This is a genomic window from Mycobacterium asiaticum, from assembly GCF_001668675.1.
Lineage (GTDB): Bacteria > Actinomycetota > Actinomycetes > Mycobacteriales > Mycobacteriaceae > Mycobacterium > Mycobacterium asiaticum_D.
Map to the genome: position 1 here is coordinate 1 of NZ_LZKQ01000221.1, position 16,353 is coordinate 16,353.

General features: G+C 65.2%; 13 protein-coding genes and 2 pseudogenes. 11 read left to right on the forward strand and 4 right to left on the reverse strand.

Going from position 1 to position 16,353, the window contains the following annotated elements; translation table 11 throughout:
• Positions 1–408 (forward strand): annotated as a pseudogene (locus A9X01_RS30610) (hypothetical protein); the annotation flags it as partial.
• On the opposite strand, the gene A9X01_RS19025 reads toward A9X01_RS30610, so the two are convergent.
• The 3 genes from A9X01_RS19025 to A9X01_RS19035 all read right to left on the reverse strand — a co-directional run bounded on the left by A9X01_RS19025 (position 405) and on the right by A9X01_RS19035 (position 3,189).
• Positions 405–1,238, reverse strand: coding sequence for an acyl-CoA thioesterase (locus tag A9X01_RS19025; RefSeq protein WP_065122242.1), 834 nt, complete (start codon positions 1,236–1,238; stop codon positions 405–407). The pseudogene A9X01_RS30610 and the gene A9X01_RS19025 sit on opposite strands and share 4 nt — an antisense overlap.
• Before the next feature lie 28 nt (positions 1,239–1,266).
• Positions 1,267–1,968: a GAF and ANTAR domain-containing protein gene (locus A9X01_RS19030; protein ID WP_253849207.1), complete on the reverse strand. Its 702-nt coding sequence runs from the start codon at positions 1,966–1,968 to the stop codon at positions 1,267–1,269.
• A 201-nt stretch (positions 1,969–2,169) separates the two neighbouring features.
• Complete coding sequence (locus A9X01_RS19035) at positions 2,170–3,189, reverse strand: CobW family GTP-binding protein (protein WP_065122244.1); 1,020 nt, start codon at positions 3,187–3,189, stop codon at positions 2,170–2,172.
• A gap of 131 nt (positions 3,190–3,320) precedes the next feature.
• Here A9X01_RS19035 and A9X01_RS19040 point away from each other — a divergent pair, with 131 nt between their 5' ends.
• From A9X01_RS19040 to A9X01_RS19060, 5 genes are all read left to right on the forward strand, one after another.
• On the forward strand, positions 3,321–4,856 hold the full coding sequence (locus tag A9X01_RS19040; protein WP_065122245.1) for a Re/Si-specific NAD(P)(+) transhydrogenase subunit alpha: 1,536 nt from the start codon (positions 3,321–3,323) through the stop codon (positions 4,854–4,856).
• 28 nt (positions 4,857–4,884) lie between these two features.
• Positions 4,885–6,306, forward strand: a complete 1,422-nt coding sequence (gene pntB / locus A9X01_RS19045; RefSeq protein WP_065122246.1) for a Re/Si-specific NAD(P)(+) transhydrogenase subunit beta — start codon at positions 4,885–4,887, stop codon at positions 6,304–6,306.
• Between the two features lie 129 nt (positions 6,307–6,435).
• On the forward strand, positions 6,436–7,932 hold the full coding sequence (locus A9X01_RS19050; RefSeq protein ID WP_065122247.1) for a PecA family PE domain-processing aspartic protease: 1,497 nt from the start codon (positions 6,436–6,438) through the stop codon (positions 7,930–7,932).
• A gap of 384 nt (positions 7,933–8,316) precedes the next feature.
• Positions 8,317–8,784, forward strand: a complete 468-nt coding sequence (locus A9X01_RS19055) for a CAP domain-containing protein (protein ID WP_172832562.1) — start codon at positions 8,317–8,319, stop codon at positions 8,782–8,784.
• A gap of 109 nt (positions 8,785–8,893) precedes the next feature.
• Positions 8,894–10,054: an AAA family ATPase gene (locus tag A9X01_RS19060; protein ID WP_065122248.1), complete on the forward strand. Its 1,161-nt coding sequence runs from the start codon at positions 8,894–8,896 to the stop codon at positions 10,052–10,054.
• Positions 10,055–10,059: 5 nt separating this feature from the next.
• Here the strand turns inward: A9X01_RS19060 and A9X01_RS19065 are convergent, their stop codons facing one another.
• Positions 10,060–10,644, reverse strand: a complete 585-nt coding sequence (locus A9X01_RS19065; RefSeq protein WP_065122249.1) for a carboxymuconolactone decarboxylase family protein — start codon at positions 10,642–10,644, stop codon at positions 10,060–10,062.
• 125 nt (positions 10,645–10,769) lie between these two features.
• On the opposite strand from A9X01_RS19065, the gene A9X01_RS19070 reads away from it, so the two are divergent.
• The 5 genes and pseudogenes from A9X01_RS19070 to A9X01_RS19090 form a co-directional block, all read left to right on the forward strand.
• Entirely contained in the window at positions 10,770–11,378 is a 609-nt protein-coding gene (locus tag A9X01_RS19070; protein WP_065037727.1) for a TetR family transcriptional regulator, read from the forward strand.
• A gap of 233 nt (positions 11,379–11,611) precedes the next feature.
• The gene (locus A9X01_RS19075; protein WP_172832563.1) at positions 11,612–12,040 is read left to right on the forward strand and encodes an MmpS family transport accessory protein; all 429 of its coding nucleotides are present in this window, start codon (positions 11,612–11,614) and stop codon (positions 12,038–12,040) included.
• On the forward strand, positions 12,037–14,949 hold the full coding sequence (locus A9X01_RS19080; protein WP_065122250.1) for an MMPL/RND family transporter: 2,913 nt from the start codon (positions 12,037–12,039) through the stop codon (positions 14,947–14,949). Before A9X01_RS19075 ends, A9X01_RS19080 begins: the two co-directional genes overlap by 4 nt.
• Positions 14,950–15,026: 77 nt before the next feature.
• Entirely contained in the window at positions 15,027–15,812 is a 786-nt protein-coding gene (locus A9X01_RS19085; RefSeq protein ID WP_172832564.1) for a GAF and ANTAR domain-containing protein, read from the forward strand.
• 46 nt (positions 15,813–15,858) lie between these two features.
• Positions 15,859–16,281, forward strand: a pseudogene (locus A9X01_RS19090) (DUF222 domain-containing protein); the annotation flags it as partial.
• Between the last annotated feature and the right edge of the window lie 72 nt (positions 16,282–16,353).

A 16,353-nucleotide genomic window follows, 5' to 3' on the forward strand; every position in this document is an offset into this window, starting at 1 on the left:
ACGTTCCCCAGCTTCGGCTACGGCAATGTCGGGGAAGGCAACATCGGCTTCTTCAACACCGGAACCCTGAACTTCGGCATCAACAACACCAGCCCGTTCTTCACCCCCACCGACCCGATCACCACCTTCGGCGGCTTCGGCATCGGCAACAACGGCACCGACCTGGTCGGGGCGTTCAACGCCGGTGCCCGCAACGTCGGCATCGCCAACAACGGCGTCCTCAACATCGGCATCGGCAACACCGGCATCGGCAACTCCGGCCCGCCGCTATCGATCCTGACCGCCTTCGGCATCGGCAACCAAGGCAACTGGAACCAGGGCTACTTCAACATCGGCAACCACAACCTGGGCATCGGCCTCGTCGGCGACAACCTCATCGGCATCGGCCCGCTGCACATTAAGCGCTAATTAAAGGCACGGTGCGGCGGGAAGTACATCTCCTGCCGCACCGTGCACACCAACTCGCCGCTTCGGTTGAACATGGTGCCACTGGCGAGCGCGAGCGAGTCCGCACTGCTCGGTGAAGATCGTTCCAGCAGAAGCCAATCCGACAACACCGCCGGAGCGTGGAACCACACCGAATGGTCACGTTGCGACGAATCCCCGACGCCACCGCGGGCCGCGAACGCCGGCTCGGTCAGCGTCACGGCCGACAGGTAGGCCACCAGGCTCGCGGTCAGCACGGGATCGTCGGGGACTTCGCCATCGGGTCGCCACCACATCGCCGATCGGGCGGGCGGCCCTTCGGCGGCGTCGACGAGGCGACGTTCGAACCAGCGCAGGCTCGCCCACCGGCCCGGGGTGCGCTCGTCCGACTCGGCCATGTGCGGGGCTATCCACGGCAACGACTCCGGTGGCGGCACCGTAGGCATCGGCGGCTGGTAGACCACCTGAGCGGATTCCGGGTCGGCGACCTTGAACGACGACATCGCCTCCATCAGGATCTTGCCCACTTGTCGAGCGGTGACCCGGCGCGCCGAGAACCTGCGACCCTCCTGCAGATCGACCACCTCGAATTCGACCGGCAGACGAGAGTCGCCGGGCCGCAGGAAGTAAGTGTGCACGCTGTGCGGGGCGCGGCCCGGCGCGGTATAGCTGGCCGCCAACAACGCCTGAGCCGAGATGTGCCCACCCAGAATGTGATTGGCCGGTGCAGGCAATTGTTGCCCGACGAAGAGCCACGGGTCGACCCGTTCGAGGTCCATGGTGGCAAGCACATCGCCGAGCGAGGAAGACATCGCCGGGTATCTTGCCCGACGACCGCAACTAAGGCTGCGACCGGTCTCTGAATACGAGTTTGCGGGCGACCTCGTACACGGGTGTGTTCGTTTCCTGCGAGAGCTTCGTGAGCAACGTGAAGGCTTCGCTCGAATTGACTTGCTGACTTTCCATGATGATGCCCTTGGCCTGGCCGATGATGTCACGCGATGCCAGGGCACTTCGGAGTTCATCACTGCTGCGGGCGCCCGCGAGTCCGATAGCTGCTTGCGCGGCTAGCGCCAGGGCCAGTTCCTCGATTTCCGGTGAAAAGGCGCCCGGTTCTTCGGAATACAGGTTGACGGTCCCGAGCTCATTTTCATTGGTGTACAACTGAATTGACAAACTCGAGCGTACGGGTGTGTGTTCGAGCAAGTCTGCGACGAATTCAGGCCAGCGCGTTTCGTTTTCGTAATCGTCGACGCGGACCGTGTATTGATTCCACAGCGATTCCAGGCACGGCCCTTCCTGATGCTCGTCCTGCAACGCGTCAATTCTTCTGGGAACGGGTCCGGTGGCCGCAACCGACTCAAGCGTCCGGCGCCGACGATTCACCACCAGTGCGACGCCGGCGTGGGCCACCCCGGGCAGGATCTGCGTGGCAATTTCGGTGACTTCACGCAGCAGTTGATCAGAGTCGAAATCGCTGTCCTGCTGACTATGTAAGCTGCGCGCCAGCTGCGACAAAGCGGAATAAATCTCGTCGCTCAATACCCGCTCCAGGTCATTTGCAGAAATTACGACTACTTACGCGGTGGCGCCCGGGTGCCGAAGAAAAGTATAACCAGCGGCAAATGGGAGTACGCTCCGGTGAGCGTGGTAATTCGCATGGTTGCCTCTGTCCTCTGCGCGAGGTGGTCAGCGGCGAGCAACTTCGGTGTTGAGAAGGCAGCATTGGGCCGCTGATCCCCGTTAGAAGCTGGACCGCCGATACCGCTGCAGCCGCCGCAGGCCGGCTTCCGACGAACCGGTAGCGGGCCGAAGCGCCGCACCAAGCTCCGCGCGTACGGACTCGGTCTTCAAATCCATCCCGATGGCGACCAGACAATTGGGCACCGCCGACGCCGGCGCCGAACCGATATGGACCGCACTGCCCACCACATTGACGACGTAATTGCGCACCCGGGTCCGCTGCCGCACCGCCACAACGCCTTTGAGCCGGAAAACCCCAGATGGCGGCCGCTCCAGCAGATCGATCAGCGCATCCACGTCGACGCAGCCGCTGCTGCTGACGGTCACGGCGTCGGCCGCGACGTGATCGTGGGCGTGGTCGAGATCCGAGGCGTCCAGCAGCAGCTCGCGGAACGACAGCTGCCCGAACTGCACCGCGGCGTCCGAGGAGTCGAACAGCAGCGCCGGATCGATCCGGCCAACCGTGGTGCCCACCACATGCACCCGCGGATTACGTGCAGACACACGGTCTTTGACCCGCTCCAGCACAGCCGCGCGCTGATCCACCGGAATCTGGTCCAGCTTGTTGACCACGATCAACGACGCCGCGCCGTACCGCGCGGGCGGCAACTCGGTGCGGTCGACGGTGTCGAAGTGGTTCACCGCATCGATGACGTCGACGAGCCCGCCGGGCCGCACCCCGGAAACCCTGCTGAAGCCGATGAGCCGGGCGATCGCCACCGGGTCGGCCAGGCCGCTGGCTTCGACGATGATCGCGTCCAGGCGTCGCGCCGGGTCGGCGAGCTTGACCAGCGCGTCCTCGAGGCCGCCGTCGTCGGGCAGGCAGCAGATGCATCCGCCGGCGATCGACGCCGGCTCGTCGATCTGCCCGGCTACCAGGCCGGCGTCGATGTTGAGTTCGCCGAAGTCGTTGACGACGACGCCGATGCGGGTGTCGGGGGTGCGCAGCAGGTGGTTGAGCAGGGTGGTCTTGCCCGCGCCGAGGTGTCCGGTGAGCGCGATCACAGGTATCGCGGACAAATCCCCTCCCCCCGTCGGCGTCCGGCCTTCCGAGGTTAACGGGCCAGTGGCGCTGTTTTTGGGGGCATGGCCGCCTGCCGTAGGCTTTGCGGCGATTTGAAAAGCTCAACCCACCGAACGGACCGAAGCAAGTGATCATCGGAATACCCCGCGAGTCCCTCCCTGGTGAGACGCGCGTCGCCGCCACGCCGCAGACCGTGGGACAGCTCATCAAGCTCGGCTACGGGGTGATTGTCGAATCCCAGGCCGGTGCCGCGGCGAGCTTCCCCGACGACGCCTACGTCGCCGCCGGCGCCGAGATCGGTTCGTTCGAGCAGACGTGGGGCGCCGACGTCGTCTTGAAGGTGAACCAGCCAAACGACGACGAGATCAACGCCTTGCGCGAGGGCGCCACACTGGTCAGCCTCATCTCCCCCGCGCTGCAACCGGAACTGGTCGACAAGCTGACGGGACGCCCGATCACCGTTCTGGCCATGGACGCCGTGCCGCGGATCTCGCGGGCGCAGTCGCTCGACGTGCTGTCGTCGATGGCCAACATCGCCGGCTACCGCGCCGTAGTCGAGGCGGCCCACGCGTTCGGCTGGTTCTTCACCGGCCAGGTGACCGCAGCCGGCAAGGTGCCGCCCGCCAAGGTGCTCGTCGTCGGGGCGGGCGTCGCCGGACTGTCCGCGATCGGGTCCGCGGGCAGCCTCGGCGCCATCGTGCGCGCCACCGACCCCCGGCCTGAGGTCGCCGATCAGGTGAAATCCCTTGGCGGTGAATACCTTTCGATCGAATCCGAGGAAGCCGAGGTCTCCGCCACCGGCTACGCCAAGGAGATGAGCGACGACTACAAGGCCCGCGAGGCGCGGCTCTATGAGGAGCAGTGCAAGGACGTCGACATCATCATCACCACGGCGCTGATCCCCGGTAAGCCCGCGCCGCGCATCATCACCGCGGACATGGTCGCCTCGATGAAGCCGGGCAGCGTGATCGTCGACATGGCCGCGGCCAACGGCGGCAACGTCGAGGGCACCGTCAAGGACCAGAAGGTCGTCACCGACAACGACGTGACGATCATCGGCTACACCGACCTGGCCGGCCGGCTACCCGCGCAGTCCTCGCAGCTGTACGGGACCAACCTGGTCAACCTGCTCAAGCTCATGACCCCGGAGAAGGACGGCCAGCTCATCCTGGACTTCGACGACGTCGTGCAGCGCTCGATGACGGTGGTCCGCAACGGGGAAAAGACCTGGCCGCCACCGCCGGTGCAGGTGTCCGCGGCGCCGGCCACCACGACGCCCGCCGAACCGGCCAAGCAGTCCCAGGCCAAGAAGCCGATGTCGACCGGACGCCGCCTGGGCACTGCTTTCGCGGCCGCCGCGGTGCTGTTTGCCCTGATCGCGCTGTCGCCTGCGGCGTTGCAGGTGCATTTGACGGTATTCGCGCTGGCGATCGTGATCGGCTACTACGTCATCGGGCACGTGCACCACGCGCTGCACACACCGCTGATGTCGGTGACGAACGCCATCTCGGGGATCATCGTGCTGGGCGCCCTGCTGCAGATCGGCAAAGACGACCTCGCGATCACCGTGGTATCGGCCGTGGCGATCCTGCTGGCCAGCATCAACATCTTCGGCGGCTTCGCGGTGACGCGGCGAATGCTGGCCATGTTCTCGCGCAGCTGAGCCTGCGCGCCCAACCGGAGGATTTCCTTTGTTCACGGTAGAAACCACCGCCACCGCGGCGTACGTCGTCGCGGCCCTGCTGTTCATCCTGGCCCTAGCCGGGCTGTCGCGGCACGAGACGTCCCGGGCCGGCAACACCTTCGGCACCGTCGGGATGGCCGTGGCCCTGGTCGCCACCATCGCGCTGGCGCTGCACCACAGCATCAAGCCGCTGGGCGTGGCGCTGCTGGTGGGGGCTGTGCTGGTCGGCGCCTCGATCGGCCTGTGGCGGGCCCGGGTGGTCGAGATGACCGGCATGCCCGAGCTGATCGCCCTGCTGCACTCGTTTGTCGGTCTGGCCGCGGTGCTAGTCGGGTGGAACGGTTACCTGCACATCGAGGGCCATCCCCACGGCGCCGACGCGGTCGCCCTGCGCGCCGAAGGCCTGGCCGGCATCCACTCGGCCGAGGTCGTGATCGGCGTGTTCATCGGTGCGGTGACGTTCACCGGCTCGATCGTGGCCAACCTCAAGCTCTCGGCGCGGATCAAGTCCGCCCCGATGATGCTGCCGGGGAAGAACTTCCTGAATGTCGGCGCGCTGGTGGTGTTCGCCGCGCTGACGGTGTGGTTCGTGATCGACCCGACGATCTGGCTGCTCGCCGCGGTGACCGTGCTGGCGCTGCTGCTGGGGTGGCACCTGGTGGCCTCGATCGGTGGCGGCGACATGCCCGTCGTGGTGTCTATGCTGAACAGCTACTCCGGTTGGGCTGCGGCCGCGTCCGGCTTCCTGCTCAGCAATGACCTGCTGATCATCACCGGTGCGCTGGTCGGCTCGTCCGGTGCCTACCTGTCCTACATCATGTGCAAGGCGATGAACCGGTCCTTCATCTCGGTGATCGCCGGCGGCTTCGGCATCGAGGCCGGACCGGCCAGCGACAAGGACTACGGCGAGCACCGCGAGACCACCGCCGAAAGCGTCGCCGAGCTGCTCGGCTCGGCCGACACGGTCATCATCACCCCGGGCTACGGGATGGCCGTCGCCCAGGCCCAGAACGGCGTCGCCGAACTGACCCGCCGGCTGCGCGCCCGCGGCGTGAACGTCCGGTTCGGCATCCACCCCGTCGCGGGTCGCCTGCCCGGCCACATGAACGTGCTGCTGGCCGAGGCGAAGGTGCCCTACGACATCGTGCTGGAGATGGACGAGATCAACGACGACTTCGGCGACACGTCGGTGGTCCTGGTCATCGGCGCCAACGACACGGTCAACCCCGCCGCGGCCGAAGACCCCAGCAGCCCCATCGCGGGCATGCCGGTGCTGACGGTCTGGGAGGCCGACAACGTGATCGTGTTCAAACGGTCCATGGCCTCCGGGTATGCCGGGGTACAGAACCCGCTGTTCTTCCGAGACAACACCGCGATGCTGTTCGGCGACGCCCGCGACCGGGTGGACGCCATCCTGGCCGCGCTGTAACGGCGACCCGCCTGGCCACCGGCGTCACCGAGCGGTAACAATCGGTGTGCCCGAAAGCCGAGATGCCGGGGCGGGAACTGGATAGGATTTGCGGCACAGGGCGCTATTCGACGTTATAGGGGGGCCTACGTGTCGTTTCTAGCCGTTGCTCCCGATTGGCTGAGTGCGGCCACAGCGGATCTGCAAGGCATCGGTTCGGCGCTCACCAGCGCGAGCGCGGCGGCAGCGGCTCCCACCACCGGGCTGGCAGCGGCCGCGGCCGACGAGGTCTCGACCGCGATAGCGACGCTGTTCGGTGAGTTCGGCGACGAGTTCCAATTGGTGAACGCTCAGGTGAGTGCGTTCCATCAGCAGTTCGTGACGGCCCTGAACGCCGCATCCGGCTCGTATGCGTCCGCCGAGGCGGCGGCCGCATCTGTGCTGGACCCAGTTCTCGGAGTGATCAACGCGCCCACGCAGTTCCTGCTGGGACGGCCGCTGATCGGTGACGGCGCGCCTGGTACCGCCGCGAACCCGAACGGCGGAGCCGGCGGGATCCTGTGGGGCAACGGGGGCGCTGGTTACTCGCCATCCACCCCAGGCGCAGCAGGTGGTGCTGGCGGTGCAGCCGGTTTGATCGGCAACGGCGGTCCCGGTGGGACCGGTGGCGGTATTTCGGGGGTGAACCGCGGTCTCGGGGGCCCAGGAGGCGCTCCTGGCTTACTGTGGGGCAACCCCGGGTTCAGCGGTGCGGGTTGGGACGGAAAGACCGTGCCGATGCCGACCGTTGCGGTCACCGAGCCGACGGTGAACCTCTCGCTCAACGGCCATCAAACCGGACCCATTCTGGTGGACACCGGGTCCCGCGGCCTGGTCGTCCAAATGCAAGACGTCGGCGGGCCGCTGGGGCTGCTAAGGATGGGCTTGCCCACCGGATTGAACATCAGCGGTTACAGCGGCGGCCTGACCTACCTGTACGCGACGTTCCCGGCGACGGTGGACTTCGGCAACGGCCTCGTCACCTCGCCGACGGGCGTCAATGTGGTGCTGTTGTCGATCCCGACTTCGCCTTTCGCGATCAATGCGTACTTCACCGAGTTCTTGAAGAACCCGTTCACCACTCCGTTCGACGCCTACTTCGCGACCGCCGGGGTGGACGGCGTGCTGGGTGTCGGGCCGAACGCGGTGGGTCCGGGCCCGAGCATTCCGAACGCTTCGCTGCCGGGCAATCTCAATCAAGGCGTGCTGGTCAACATGCCCGCACAGCAGTTGCAGTTCGGGCCGAACTCAATGGCGGGCCCAAACAATATTGTCGTTCCGGGCGGATCCCCTATTACGACCCTGTACATGTCGACCGATGGCGGGACAACTCGCATAGCTGTCCCATCGATTATTGACTCCGGCGGTGTGTTCGGGACCATGCCGTCCGCGGCGATTGGCGGTGCCTCAAGCGTGCCCGCAGGGACCTATTCGTTCTACACAGCCGCTACCGGCAATGAGAAACTGTACGAGTTCACCTCACCCGGTTACGATCCGACGGTCATTTCGTCAGGGCTGATGAACACTGGATTCTTGCCCTTCTTCCAGCAACCGGTCTACATCGATTACACCGTACCTGGCGGAAGCACGGTCTTTATCCGGCCATAGCCGAATTGATCTGCGGCATTGGCGTTGCCGGTCAATGCGATTGGCCGGAGGTGAAGATGCCTTCCTTCGGCCGCGACGCGGTGGCCGGGTGTCGAGGTGGCCCCGGTCGCACACGCGTCCGCTGCCCGTAACACGACGCCCGTACTGTCCTGACCCAGCGACGTGCCGGGTGGAAAGCGGAAGCGGGCCGGCAGGTTGGCCTCCACAGACGCGTTGCTGCTGTCATGGCGTTAAAGACCGACCGAACCGCCGCCGCGTTTAGTGGCACTACCAACGGGTAACGCTAGGTGCGGGTTTGGCATAGCCAAGCACTTGGCCCTCGACTCTCGAGGCCGAACCTGGATAGCATTGACCTGCAGCAAAGCGAATATGGCCCGAGGCAACATGACGATGAAATTCAAGATTGCCGCCATCTCGTTGAGTGCTGTTCTCGCAACGATTCTCAGCCCCCTTGCCAGCGGCCCCGCGCGCGCAGACGCTGCGCTGTACAACGGCGTCAACGGATTGCGCCCGGCATGTCCAGCGCTCGCCGAGGACCCGCGTCTGTCCGCGGCGGCACAGCGGCACGCCAACGACATGTTGGCCAACGCCGTGAACGGCCATCTCGGTTCGGACGGCTCGCTACCGCAAGCGCGTATCGCGGAAGCGGGCTACACCAGGGCCAGCCGCACGGGTGAGATCGTCTATTGGGGCACCGGATCCGCTGCTACTCCCAACGCAGCGCTCGACTCGTGGATGACAAGTCCTGCACACCGGGCCATCATCCTGAACTGCGGGTTCACCGCCGGCGGCTTCGCCACAGCATGGGACGGCAACAAGATGACCGCCGTCGGCGACTTCGCGAGTCTCTAACCCAAATCGTGCCAAGCCGTTTCGGCTCACCGTCGCGTTCATGATCCAATGGGCGTACGAACAGCGACGTGCAAGTCCACACCGCGGCGGCTTGACATAGGAGAAACGGATGTTGCAGACCGTCGCGGTGCGCGGATATCGCTCACTGCGCGAACTCATCCTGCCGCTGGGCACGCTCTCCGTCGTCACCGGCGCCAACGGCACCGGCAAGTCCTCGGTCTACCGCGCGCTGCGCCTACTGGCCGACTGTGGCCGCGGCGAGGTCATCGGCTCGCTGGCCCGCGAGGGCGGGCTGGAATCGGTGCTGTGGGCCGGTCCGGAGCAACTCGGCGGCGCCCGTCGGGAAGGCAAGGCCCAAGGCACCACGCGCACCCGGCCGGTCTCACTCGAACTCGGTTTCGCCGCTGACGATTTCGGCTATCTGGTCGATCTCGGCATACCGCAGATGGCCGGCTACCGGTCGGCCTTCGCCCGCGACCCGGAGATCAAACGCGAGGTCCTGTTCGCCGGTCCGGTGCTGCGGCGCGCCACTACCCTGGTGCGCCGCACCCGCGAATTCGCCGAAGTCAGCGCGGATTCGGGGTTCGACGAACTCTGCCGCAACCTACCGCCGTATCGCAGTGTGCTCGCGGAATACGCTCATCCGCAAGCGCTTCCGGAGCTCGCCGCCGTGCGCGAGCGGCTGCGCGGCTGGCGCTTCTACGACGGTTTCCGCGTCGACGCCGCCGCGCCGGCCCGCCAACCGCAGGTCGGCACCCGCACCCCGGTGCTTTCCGACGACGGCCGAGACCTCGCCGCGGCGATCCAGACGATCATCGAAGCGGGCTTCGACGACCTGAGTCGCATCATCGCCGACGCCTTCGACGGCGCCACCATCACCGTCGATGTCAGCAACGGCCTGTTCGATCTGCAGCTACAGCAGCCCGGCATGCTCCGGCCGCTACGAGCAGCCGAATTATCCGACGGCACATTGCGTTTCCTGCTGTGGGCCGCCGCGCTACTCAGCCCGCAGCGGCCGTCCCTGATGGTGCTCAACGAGCCCGAGACCTCGCTGCACCCCAGCCTGGTCGGCCCGCTGGCGTCGCTGATTCGCATCGCGGCCGACCACACCCAGGTGGTGGTCGTCACCCACTCGGCCGCGCTGCGCGAAGCCCTCCACACCGGCGCCCAAGGCACCGTCGAGATCGAGCTCTACAAGGACTTCGGCGAAACGCGAATCAGCGGGCAGACCCTGCTGACCACGCCGCCCTGGGACTGGGGCAAACGCTGACCCGCTCAGCCCGACGCCACCACCGAGGCCGAATTCCACGGCGCCACAGTGCCTTGCGCATCCGAAGCTTCCGGTAGGTCGTCGGTCACATCCCAGGTTGCCGAGAGCCGCCCGATGCCGAGCGCGATCGCGCAGTGCAAGCCGAGTTCCACCAGCTGGTCCTCGGTGAAGTGCTCACGCAGCTCGTCATAGACGGCGTGGTCGATGGCCAGGTGGTCGGTGGCGAACAGCTCCGCGAACCGCAGCGCCGACCGCTCGGCGGCCGAGAGGTTCTCCGCGTCGGCGGGACGCTCCAGCGAGCAGACCGCCGCCTCGTCCAGACCGTCGGCGATGGCACTCTCGTACCGCACGGCGATGCAGCTTCGGCACTGGTTGAAGAAGGCGATGCGCAACCGCACCAGCTCGAGAAGCCGCGGCGGCAGAGTGCCGTTGCCGCGTAGCGCGGCCGTCAGGTTGCCGAGCGCCTCGGCGACGCCCGGCAGGCGACTCATGATCCCGGCAACTCCGAGGTTGATCCGGTCCCCTTGGCCCAGGTCCTGCGTCGGGATGTCAGCAAACGCCGCCGACCGCGCGATTCGAGGCACTTTCATCTCCTCTTCGTCCAGGAACGTCCCCCTCGAGTATCGCCGCCGCCATGCCCGCGGCAAACCCCGGGGAAGTAATCCCGAGCACTGAATGAATGCAAAGTGTGCATTTCGTGCAAATATTGGGTGTTATGTCGACTCAGTTAGGTCTTCGCGAGCGTCGCCGCCGCCAGACCAGCGCGGATATCCGGGGCGCCGCCGTGCGGCTGGCCCAAGCGCGGGGCTGGGACAAGGTGACCGTCGAGGAAATCTGCGTCCAAGCTGGCATTTCGACCCGCACGTTCTTCAACTACTTCCCCAACAAGGAAGCCGCGATCGCCTACGGCCCGTCCGACCTGCCGCCCGAGCTGGCCGCCGAATTCGTCGCCGCCGGGCCGGCGCCCTACTCGGTGGTGCTTGCCGAACTCATCACCCTGGCCGCACACCATCTGCGCGACATGCCACCCGAACGCGAACAGGCGGTGTGCATGCTGGATCTGGCGAAAACGACACCGGCCGTGTTGGCGGCGTTCCTGGCGGACCTCGAACGCTTCCAGACGCACCTGGCCGACATCGTCGCAAAGCGCCAGGGCATGAACTCCGACGACGAGATTCCCGCTCTGATCGCCGCTTTGGCTTTGACGGCAGTGCGTTCGGGTATAGAACGCTGGTCCAGCAGCGATGCGCAGGACGCCGAAGACACGCCGATGCCCTACGTCGAGCGAGCTGCCGCGCTGGTCAACAGCATCTTCAGCAAATGAGAGCGTGACCAGCGACACACAAACTTGCATAGTCTGCAAAATATGCAGATCATGTACCCATGGTCCGGCCGCGGTACTCGACCCTGCCTCGGTATTCCGAAGCAATCCGGCGTAGCGCATCGGGCCCTTTTGCGCTGCACTGCCCCGCACTACCGCTTCTAAAACGCTTGTAAAACGTTCTCACGCAATGTGACTCGACGGCACGGCCACGCCAGGAAAGGACCGGGTAGCTCATGACGAGAATCGTGCGTAACGCCTGGTTGCCGCTATTGATCGTGGCCGTCGTGGTCATCGGCGGTTTTGCCGTGGCCCGCGTCAAGTCGTTCTACGCCCTCGACCAGGAGGACACTCTGACCAGCTCGAAGGTGGACGACTCGAAGCCATTCAAGCCCAAGGTCGTCAAGTACGAGATCTTCGGCTCGGCCGGTCGGGCCAATGTCAACTACCTCGACCTCAGCGCCTCGCCCCAGCGGTTGGACAACGCCCCGCTGCCGTGGACGTTGGTGCTGAGCACCACGGCACCCTCGGTGTTCCCGAATATCTCGGCGCAAAGCGAGGGCGACTTCCTCGGGTGCCGCATCACCGTCGATGACGAAGTCAAAGACGAGCAAACAGCCACCGGCGTGCACGCCCTGACCTCCTGCTTGGTGAAATCCGCATGAGCACCGCTACCCACGACGCGCCAACCGATTCCATCCCCGTCGCCAAGCACGCGGCGCGCGAGAGGATCCCGCACTTCATCCGCAAGTTTGCGGTGCTGATCATTCTCGGCTGGATCGCGCTGATCGCGCTGCTGAATGTCGTCGTCCCCCAGCTCGACGAAGTCGGGAAGATGCGTTCGGTGTCGATGAGCCCGGACGACGCGCAATCGGTGATCGCGACCAAGCGCGTTGGCGAGGTGTTCAAGGAGTACAAGTCCAACAGCTCGGTGATGATCGTGCTGGAGGGCCAAAACGCACTCGGCGCCGACGCGCATGCCTACTACGACCAGATCGTCCGAAAGCTCGAGGCTGACCGCGAGCACGTCGAGCACGTCCAGGACTTCTGGAGCGATCCGCTCACCGGAGCCGGCGCCCAAAGCAATGACGGCAAAGCCGCCTACGTCCAGGTCTACCTCGTCGGAAACATGGGTGAGACCAAGGCCAACGACTCGGTTGAGGCCGTCCAGGACATCGTGAAAAGCGTTCACCCGCCCAACGGGGTCAAGGCTTTCGTCACCGGCCCCTCGGCTCTGGAGGCCGACCAGCATCTGGCCGGAGACCGCAGTCTGCAGGTGATCACGGCCGTCACATTCCTGGTGATCATCGCGATGCTGCTGATGGTTTACCGGTCGATCGTCACGGTGTTGCTGACGCTGGCGATGGTCGTGTTCGAGTTGGCCGCCGCCCGCGGTGCGGTCGCGTTCCTGGGCTACCACAACATCATTGGGCTCTCCACCTTCGCCTGCAACCTGCTGGTGACGCTGGCGATCGCGGCTGCCACGGACTATGCGATCTTCTTGATCGGCCGGTATCAGGAAGCCCGGGCGGTCGGTGAATCGCGAGAAGACGCCTACTACACGATGTTTGGCGGAACGGCGCATGTCGTGCTCGGGTCGGGCCTGACCATCGCCGGCGCCACATTCTGCCTGCACTTCACCAACCTTCCGTATTTCCAGACGCTAGGCGTTCCGCTCGCCATCGGTATGGTCGTGGTGGTGTTCGCGGCGCTGACGCTTGGGCCCGCGGTCATCTCGGTGGCGTCGCGCTTCCGCCAGACTCTGGAGCCCAAGCGCGCGCAGCGAATCCGCGGCTGGCGCAAGATCGGCGCGCTCGTCGTTCGGTGGCCCGGGCCCGTCCTGGTCCTGACGGTAGGGATTGCGCTCGTCGGCTTGCTCACCCTGCCCGGCTACCGGACGAACTACAACGACCGCAACTACCTGCCCGCGGATCTGCCGGCGAACGCCGGTTACGCCGCAGCCGATCGGCACTTCTCCAAGGCGCGGATGAACCCCGAGCTGCTGATGATCGAAAGCGACCACGATTTGCGCAATTCCGCGGACTTCCTGGTCATCGACAAGATCGCGAAGGCGATTTTCCGGGTCCCCGGAATCAGTCGCGTGCAGGCCATCACGCGGCCGGAGGGCACGCCGATCGAGCACACGTCGATCCCCTTCCAGATCAGCATGCAGGGCGTCAGCCAGCAGATGACGCAGAAGTACCAAGAAGATCAGATCGCCGACATGCTCAAGCAGTCCGACGAGATGCAGACGACCATCAACAGCATGGAGCAGATGCAAAGCATCACCACGCAGATGGCCAACGACATGCACGTGATGGTCGGCAAGATGCACTCGATGACGATCGACGTCGCCGAATTACGCGATCACATGGCCGATTTCGAGGACTTTTTCCGGCCGATCCGCTCGTACTTCTACTGGGAGAAGCACTGCTACGACATTCCGGTGTGCTTCTCGTTGCGGTCGGTGTTCGACGCCTTGGACGGCATCGACACGATGACCGACGACATCCAGAGCCTGCTGCCGGTGATGGATCATCTGGACACGCTGATGCCGAAGATGGTGGCGCTGATGCCCGAGATGATCCAGAACATGAAGAACATGAAAACCATGATGCTGACCATGTATTCGACCCAGAAGGGTCTGCTGGAACAGCAGCAGCGGGCACAGCGCGACTCCGCCGCGATGGGCAGGGCCTTCGACGCGTCCAAGAACGACGACTCGTTCTACCTGCCTCCGGAGACGTTCGACAACCCCGAATTCAAGAAGGGTATGAAGAACTTCATTTCTCCGGACGGTCACGCCGTGCGTTTCATCATCAGCCACGACGGTGATCCGATGTCGCCAGAAGGCATTTCGCATATCGACGCGATCAAGAAGGCCGCTTACGAGGCACTCAAGGGCACCCCGATGGAGGGATCGAAGATCCTTCTCGGCGGGACCGCGGCGACCTTCAAGGACATGCAGGAAGGCAGCAACTACGACCTGCTGATCGCCGGAATCGCTTCGATGTGCCTGATTTTCATCATCATGCTGATCCTCACGCGCAGCGTGGTGGCTTCGGCTGTGATCGTGGGGACCGTATTGCTCTCGCTGGGTGCGTCTTTCGGGCTTTCGGTGTTGATCTGGCAGCACTTGATCGGGATCGAGCTGCACTGGATGGTGCTGGCGATGTCGGTGATCATCCTGCTGGCCGTGGGCGCCGACTACAACCTGCTGCTGGTGTCCCGGTTCAAAGAAGAGATCCATGCCGGCCTCAATACCGGCATCATCCGGGCGATGGGCGGCACGGGGTCGGTGGTGACCTCGGCGGGCTTGGTGTTCGCGTTCACGATGATGACGATGGCGGTCAGCGAGCTGACGGTGATCGGCCAGGTCGGCACGACCATCGGACTCGGCCTGTTGTTCGACACGCTGATCGTGCGGTCGTTGATGACGCCGTCGATCGCCGCGCTGCTGGGCAAGTGGTTCTGGTGGCCGCAACGGGTGCGGCAGCGGCCGGTTCCGTCGCCGTGGCCTTCTCCGACGACCGAGTCGGCCAAGGACGGCGCCCTGGTGTCGACCAGCGGCTAAGTCCGAACCTCCCGAGCATGTTTGCCCGACCGCAATCCGGGTACCTGGGGGCGGGCGAGCAGCCAAGGGAGATTCCTGTGATCGACACCAGCCGCAACGGTTTTCAGCTCGAGATGGCGAAGCATATGCGCACCATCTGTGAGCGCTACGGCGACGACGTCAACGCCTTCGTCTACGAGTTGGTCAGCGCAGCCGTCCATTACGTACCCGCTGCGAAGTGCGCGGGCATCACGGTGCTGCACCGACGGGGGCAGCTGCAGACGGCCGCCGCCATCGACACACCGCCGGCCGTTCTGGACGCACTGCAGAAGCGGTACGCGCAAGGACCCGCGCTGGATGCGGCCCGGGGCCGGCGCACCATCCGGGTCGACGACCTGGCGACCGACGGACGGTGGCCGCTCTACCGCCGCGACGCACTGGCCAGGACATCGGTGCGGTCACAGCTGTCGTTGCCGCTGGTCCCGGACCAGCACATAACGGCCGCGCTGAGTGTCTTCGCCGAACGGCCCCGAGCATTCGGCGCCGAAGCCGGCGAGATTGTCTCCATCTTCGCCATCCACGGCGCCTTCGCCTGGGGCCACGTGCGCGCGCAGCACCAGCTACACCGCGTCGTCACGTCCCACGACATGATCGGCCAGGCCAAGGGCGTCCTGATGGAACGCTACGACGTCAACGACGCGGACGCGTTCGTGTTGCTCAAGCGACTGTCCGAGGAGTCGAGACTGTCGGTCGCAGAGGTGTCTCGCCGCCTGACAGCCAAACAACCGGCCCAACATCTGCCCGTCGTCGTGCCGAGCCGCAAGTCTCGGAGCAAACGCAGCGAACAGAATCGGAAGAAAATCCGGGAAGCCAGCCGCTGCTGAGGTTTTCACGCCAAAACTTGTCAGACCCTCCTGTCAGGATGGGGTCATGTCCTCGATCTCTTCGCCGCCGGTGGGGCTGCGGCCTATGGATCGGTTGGAGGTGTTGTTCGAGGAGTTGGCGGAGTTGGCCGGGCAGCGTAATGCCATTGATGGGCGGCTGGTGGAGATCGCCGCCGAACTCGAACGCGACGAGTTGTGGGGCATGACCGGGGCGCGTTCGCTGGAGATGGTGATGGGCTGGAAGATGGCCCTATCGTCGGCGAACGCGAAAACGATCACCACCATCGCGCGCCGGCTTGAGGAGTTCCCGCAGTGCGCGGCCGGGCTGCGGGAAGGACGGCTGTCGCTGGATCAGGTCGGGGTCATCGCCGCCCGCGCCGGTGAGGGCTCCGATGCCCATTACGCGCAGTTGGCGGCGGTGGCCACGGTCAACCAGTTACGCACCGCGGTCAAACTCGAACCCCGCCCCACCGGCGGCGAAGAGATCGAGGACATGACCCCATCCTGACAGGAGGGTCTGACAAGTTTTGGCGTGAAAACC

Coding starts and splice junctions, on each gene's coding strand:
- A9X01_RS19025 (WP_065122242.1), bottom strand. CDS start 1,238: ATGTCTTCCTCGCTCGGCGATGTGCTTGCCACCATGGACCTCGAACGG.
- A9X01_RS19055 (WP_172832562.1), top strand. CDS start 8,317: ATGACGATGAAATTCAAGATTGCCGCCATCTCGTTGAGTGCTGTTCTC.
- A9X01_RS19060 (WP_065122248.1), top strand. CDS start 8,894: ATGTTGCAGACCGTCGCGGTGCGCGGATATCGCTCACTGCGCGAACTC.
- A9X01_RS19065 (WP_065122249.1), bottom strand. CDS start 10,644: ATGAAAGTGCCTCGAATCGCGCGGTCGGCGGCGTTTGCTGACATCCCG.
- A9X01_RS19070 (WP_065037727.1), top strand. CDS start 10,770: ATGTCGACTCAGTTAGGTCTTCGCGAGCGTCGCCGCCGCCAGACCAGC.
- A9X01_RS19075 (WP_172832563.1), top strand. CDS start 11,612: ATGACGAGAATCGTGCGTAACGCCTGGTTGCCGCTATTGATCGTGGCC.
- A9X01_RS19080 (WP_065122250.1), top strand. CDS start 12,037: ATGAGCACCGCTACCCACGACGCGCCAACCGATTCCATCCCCGTCGCC.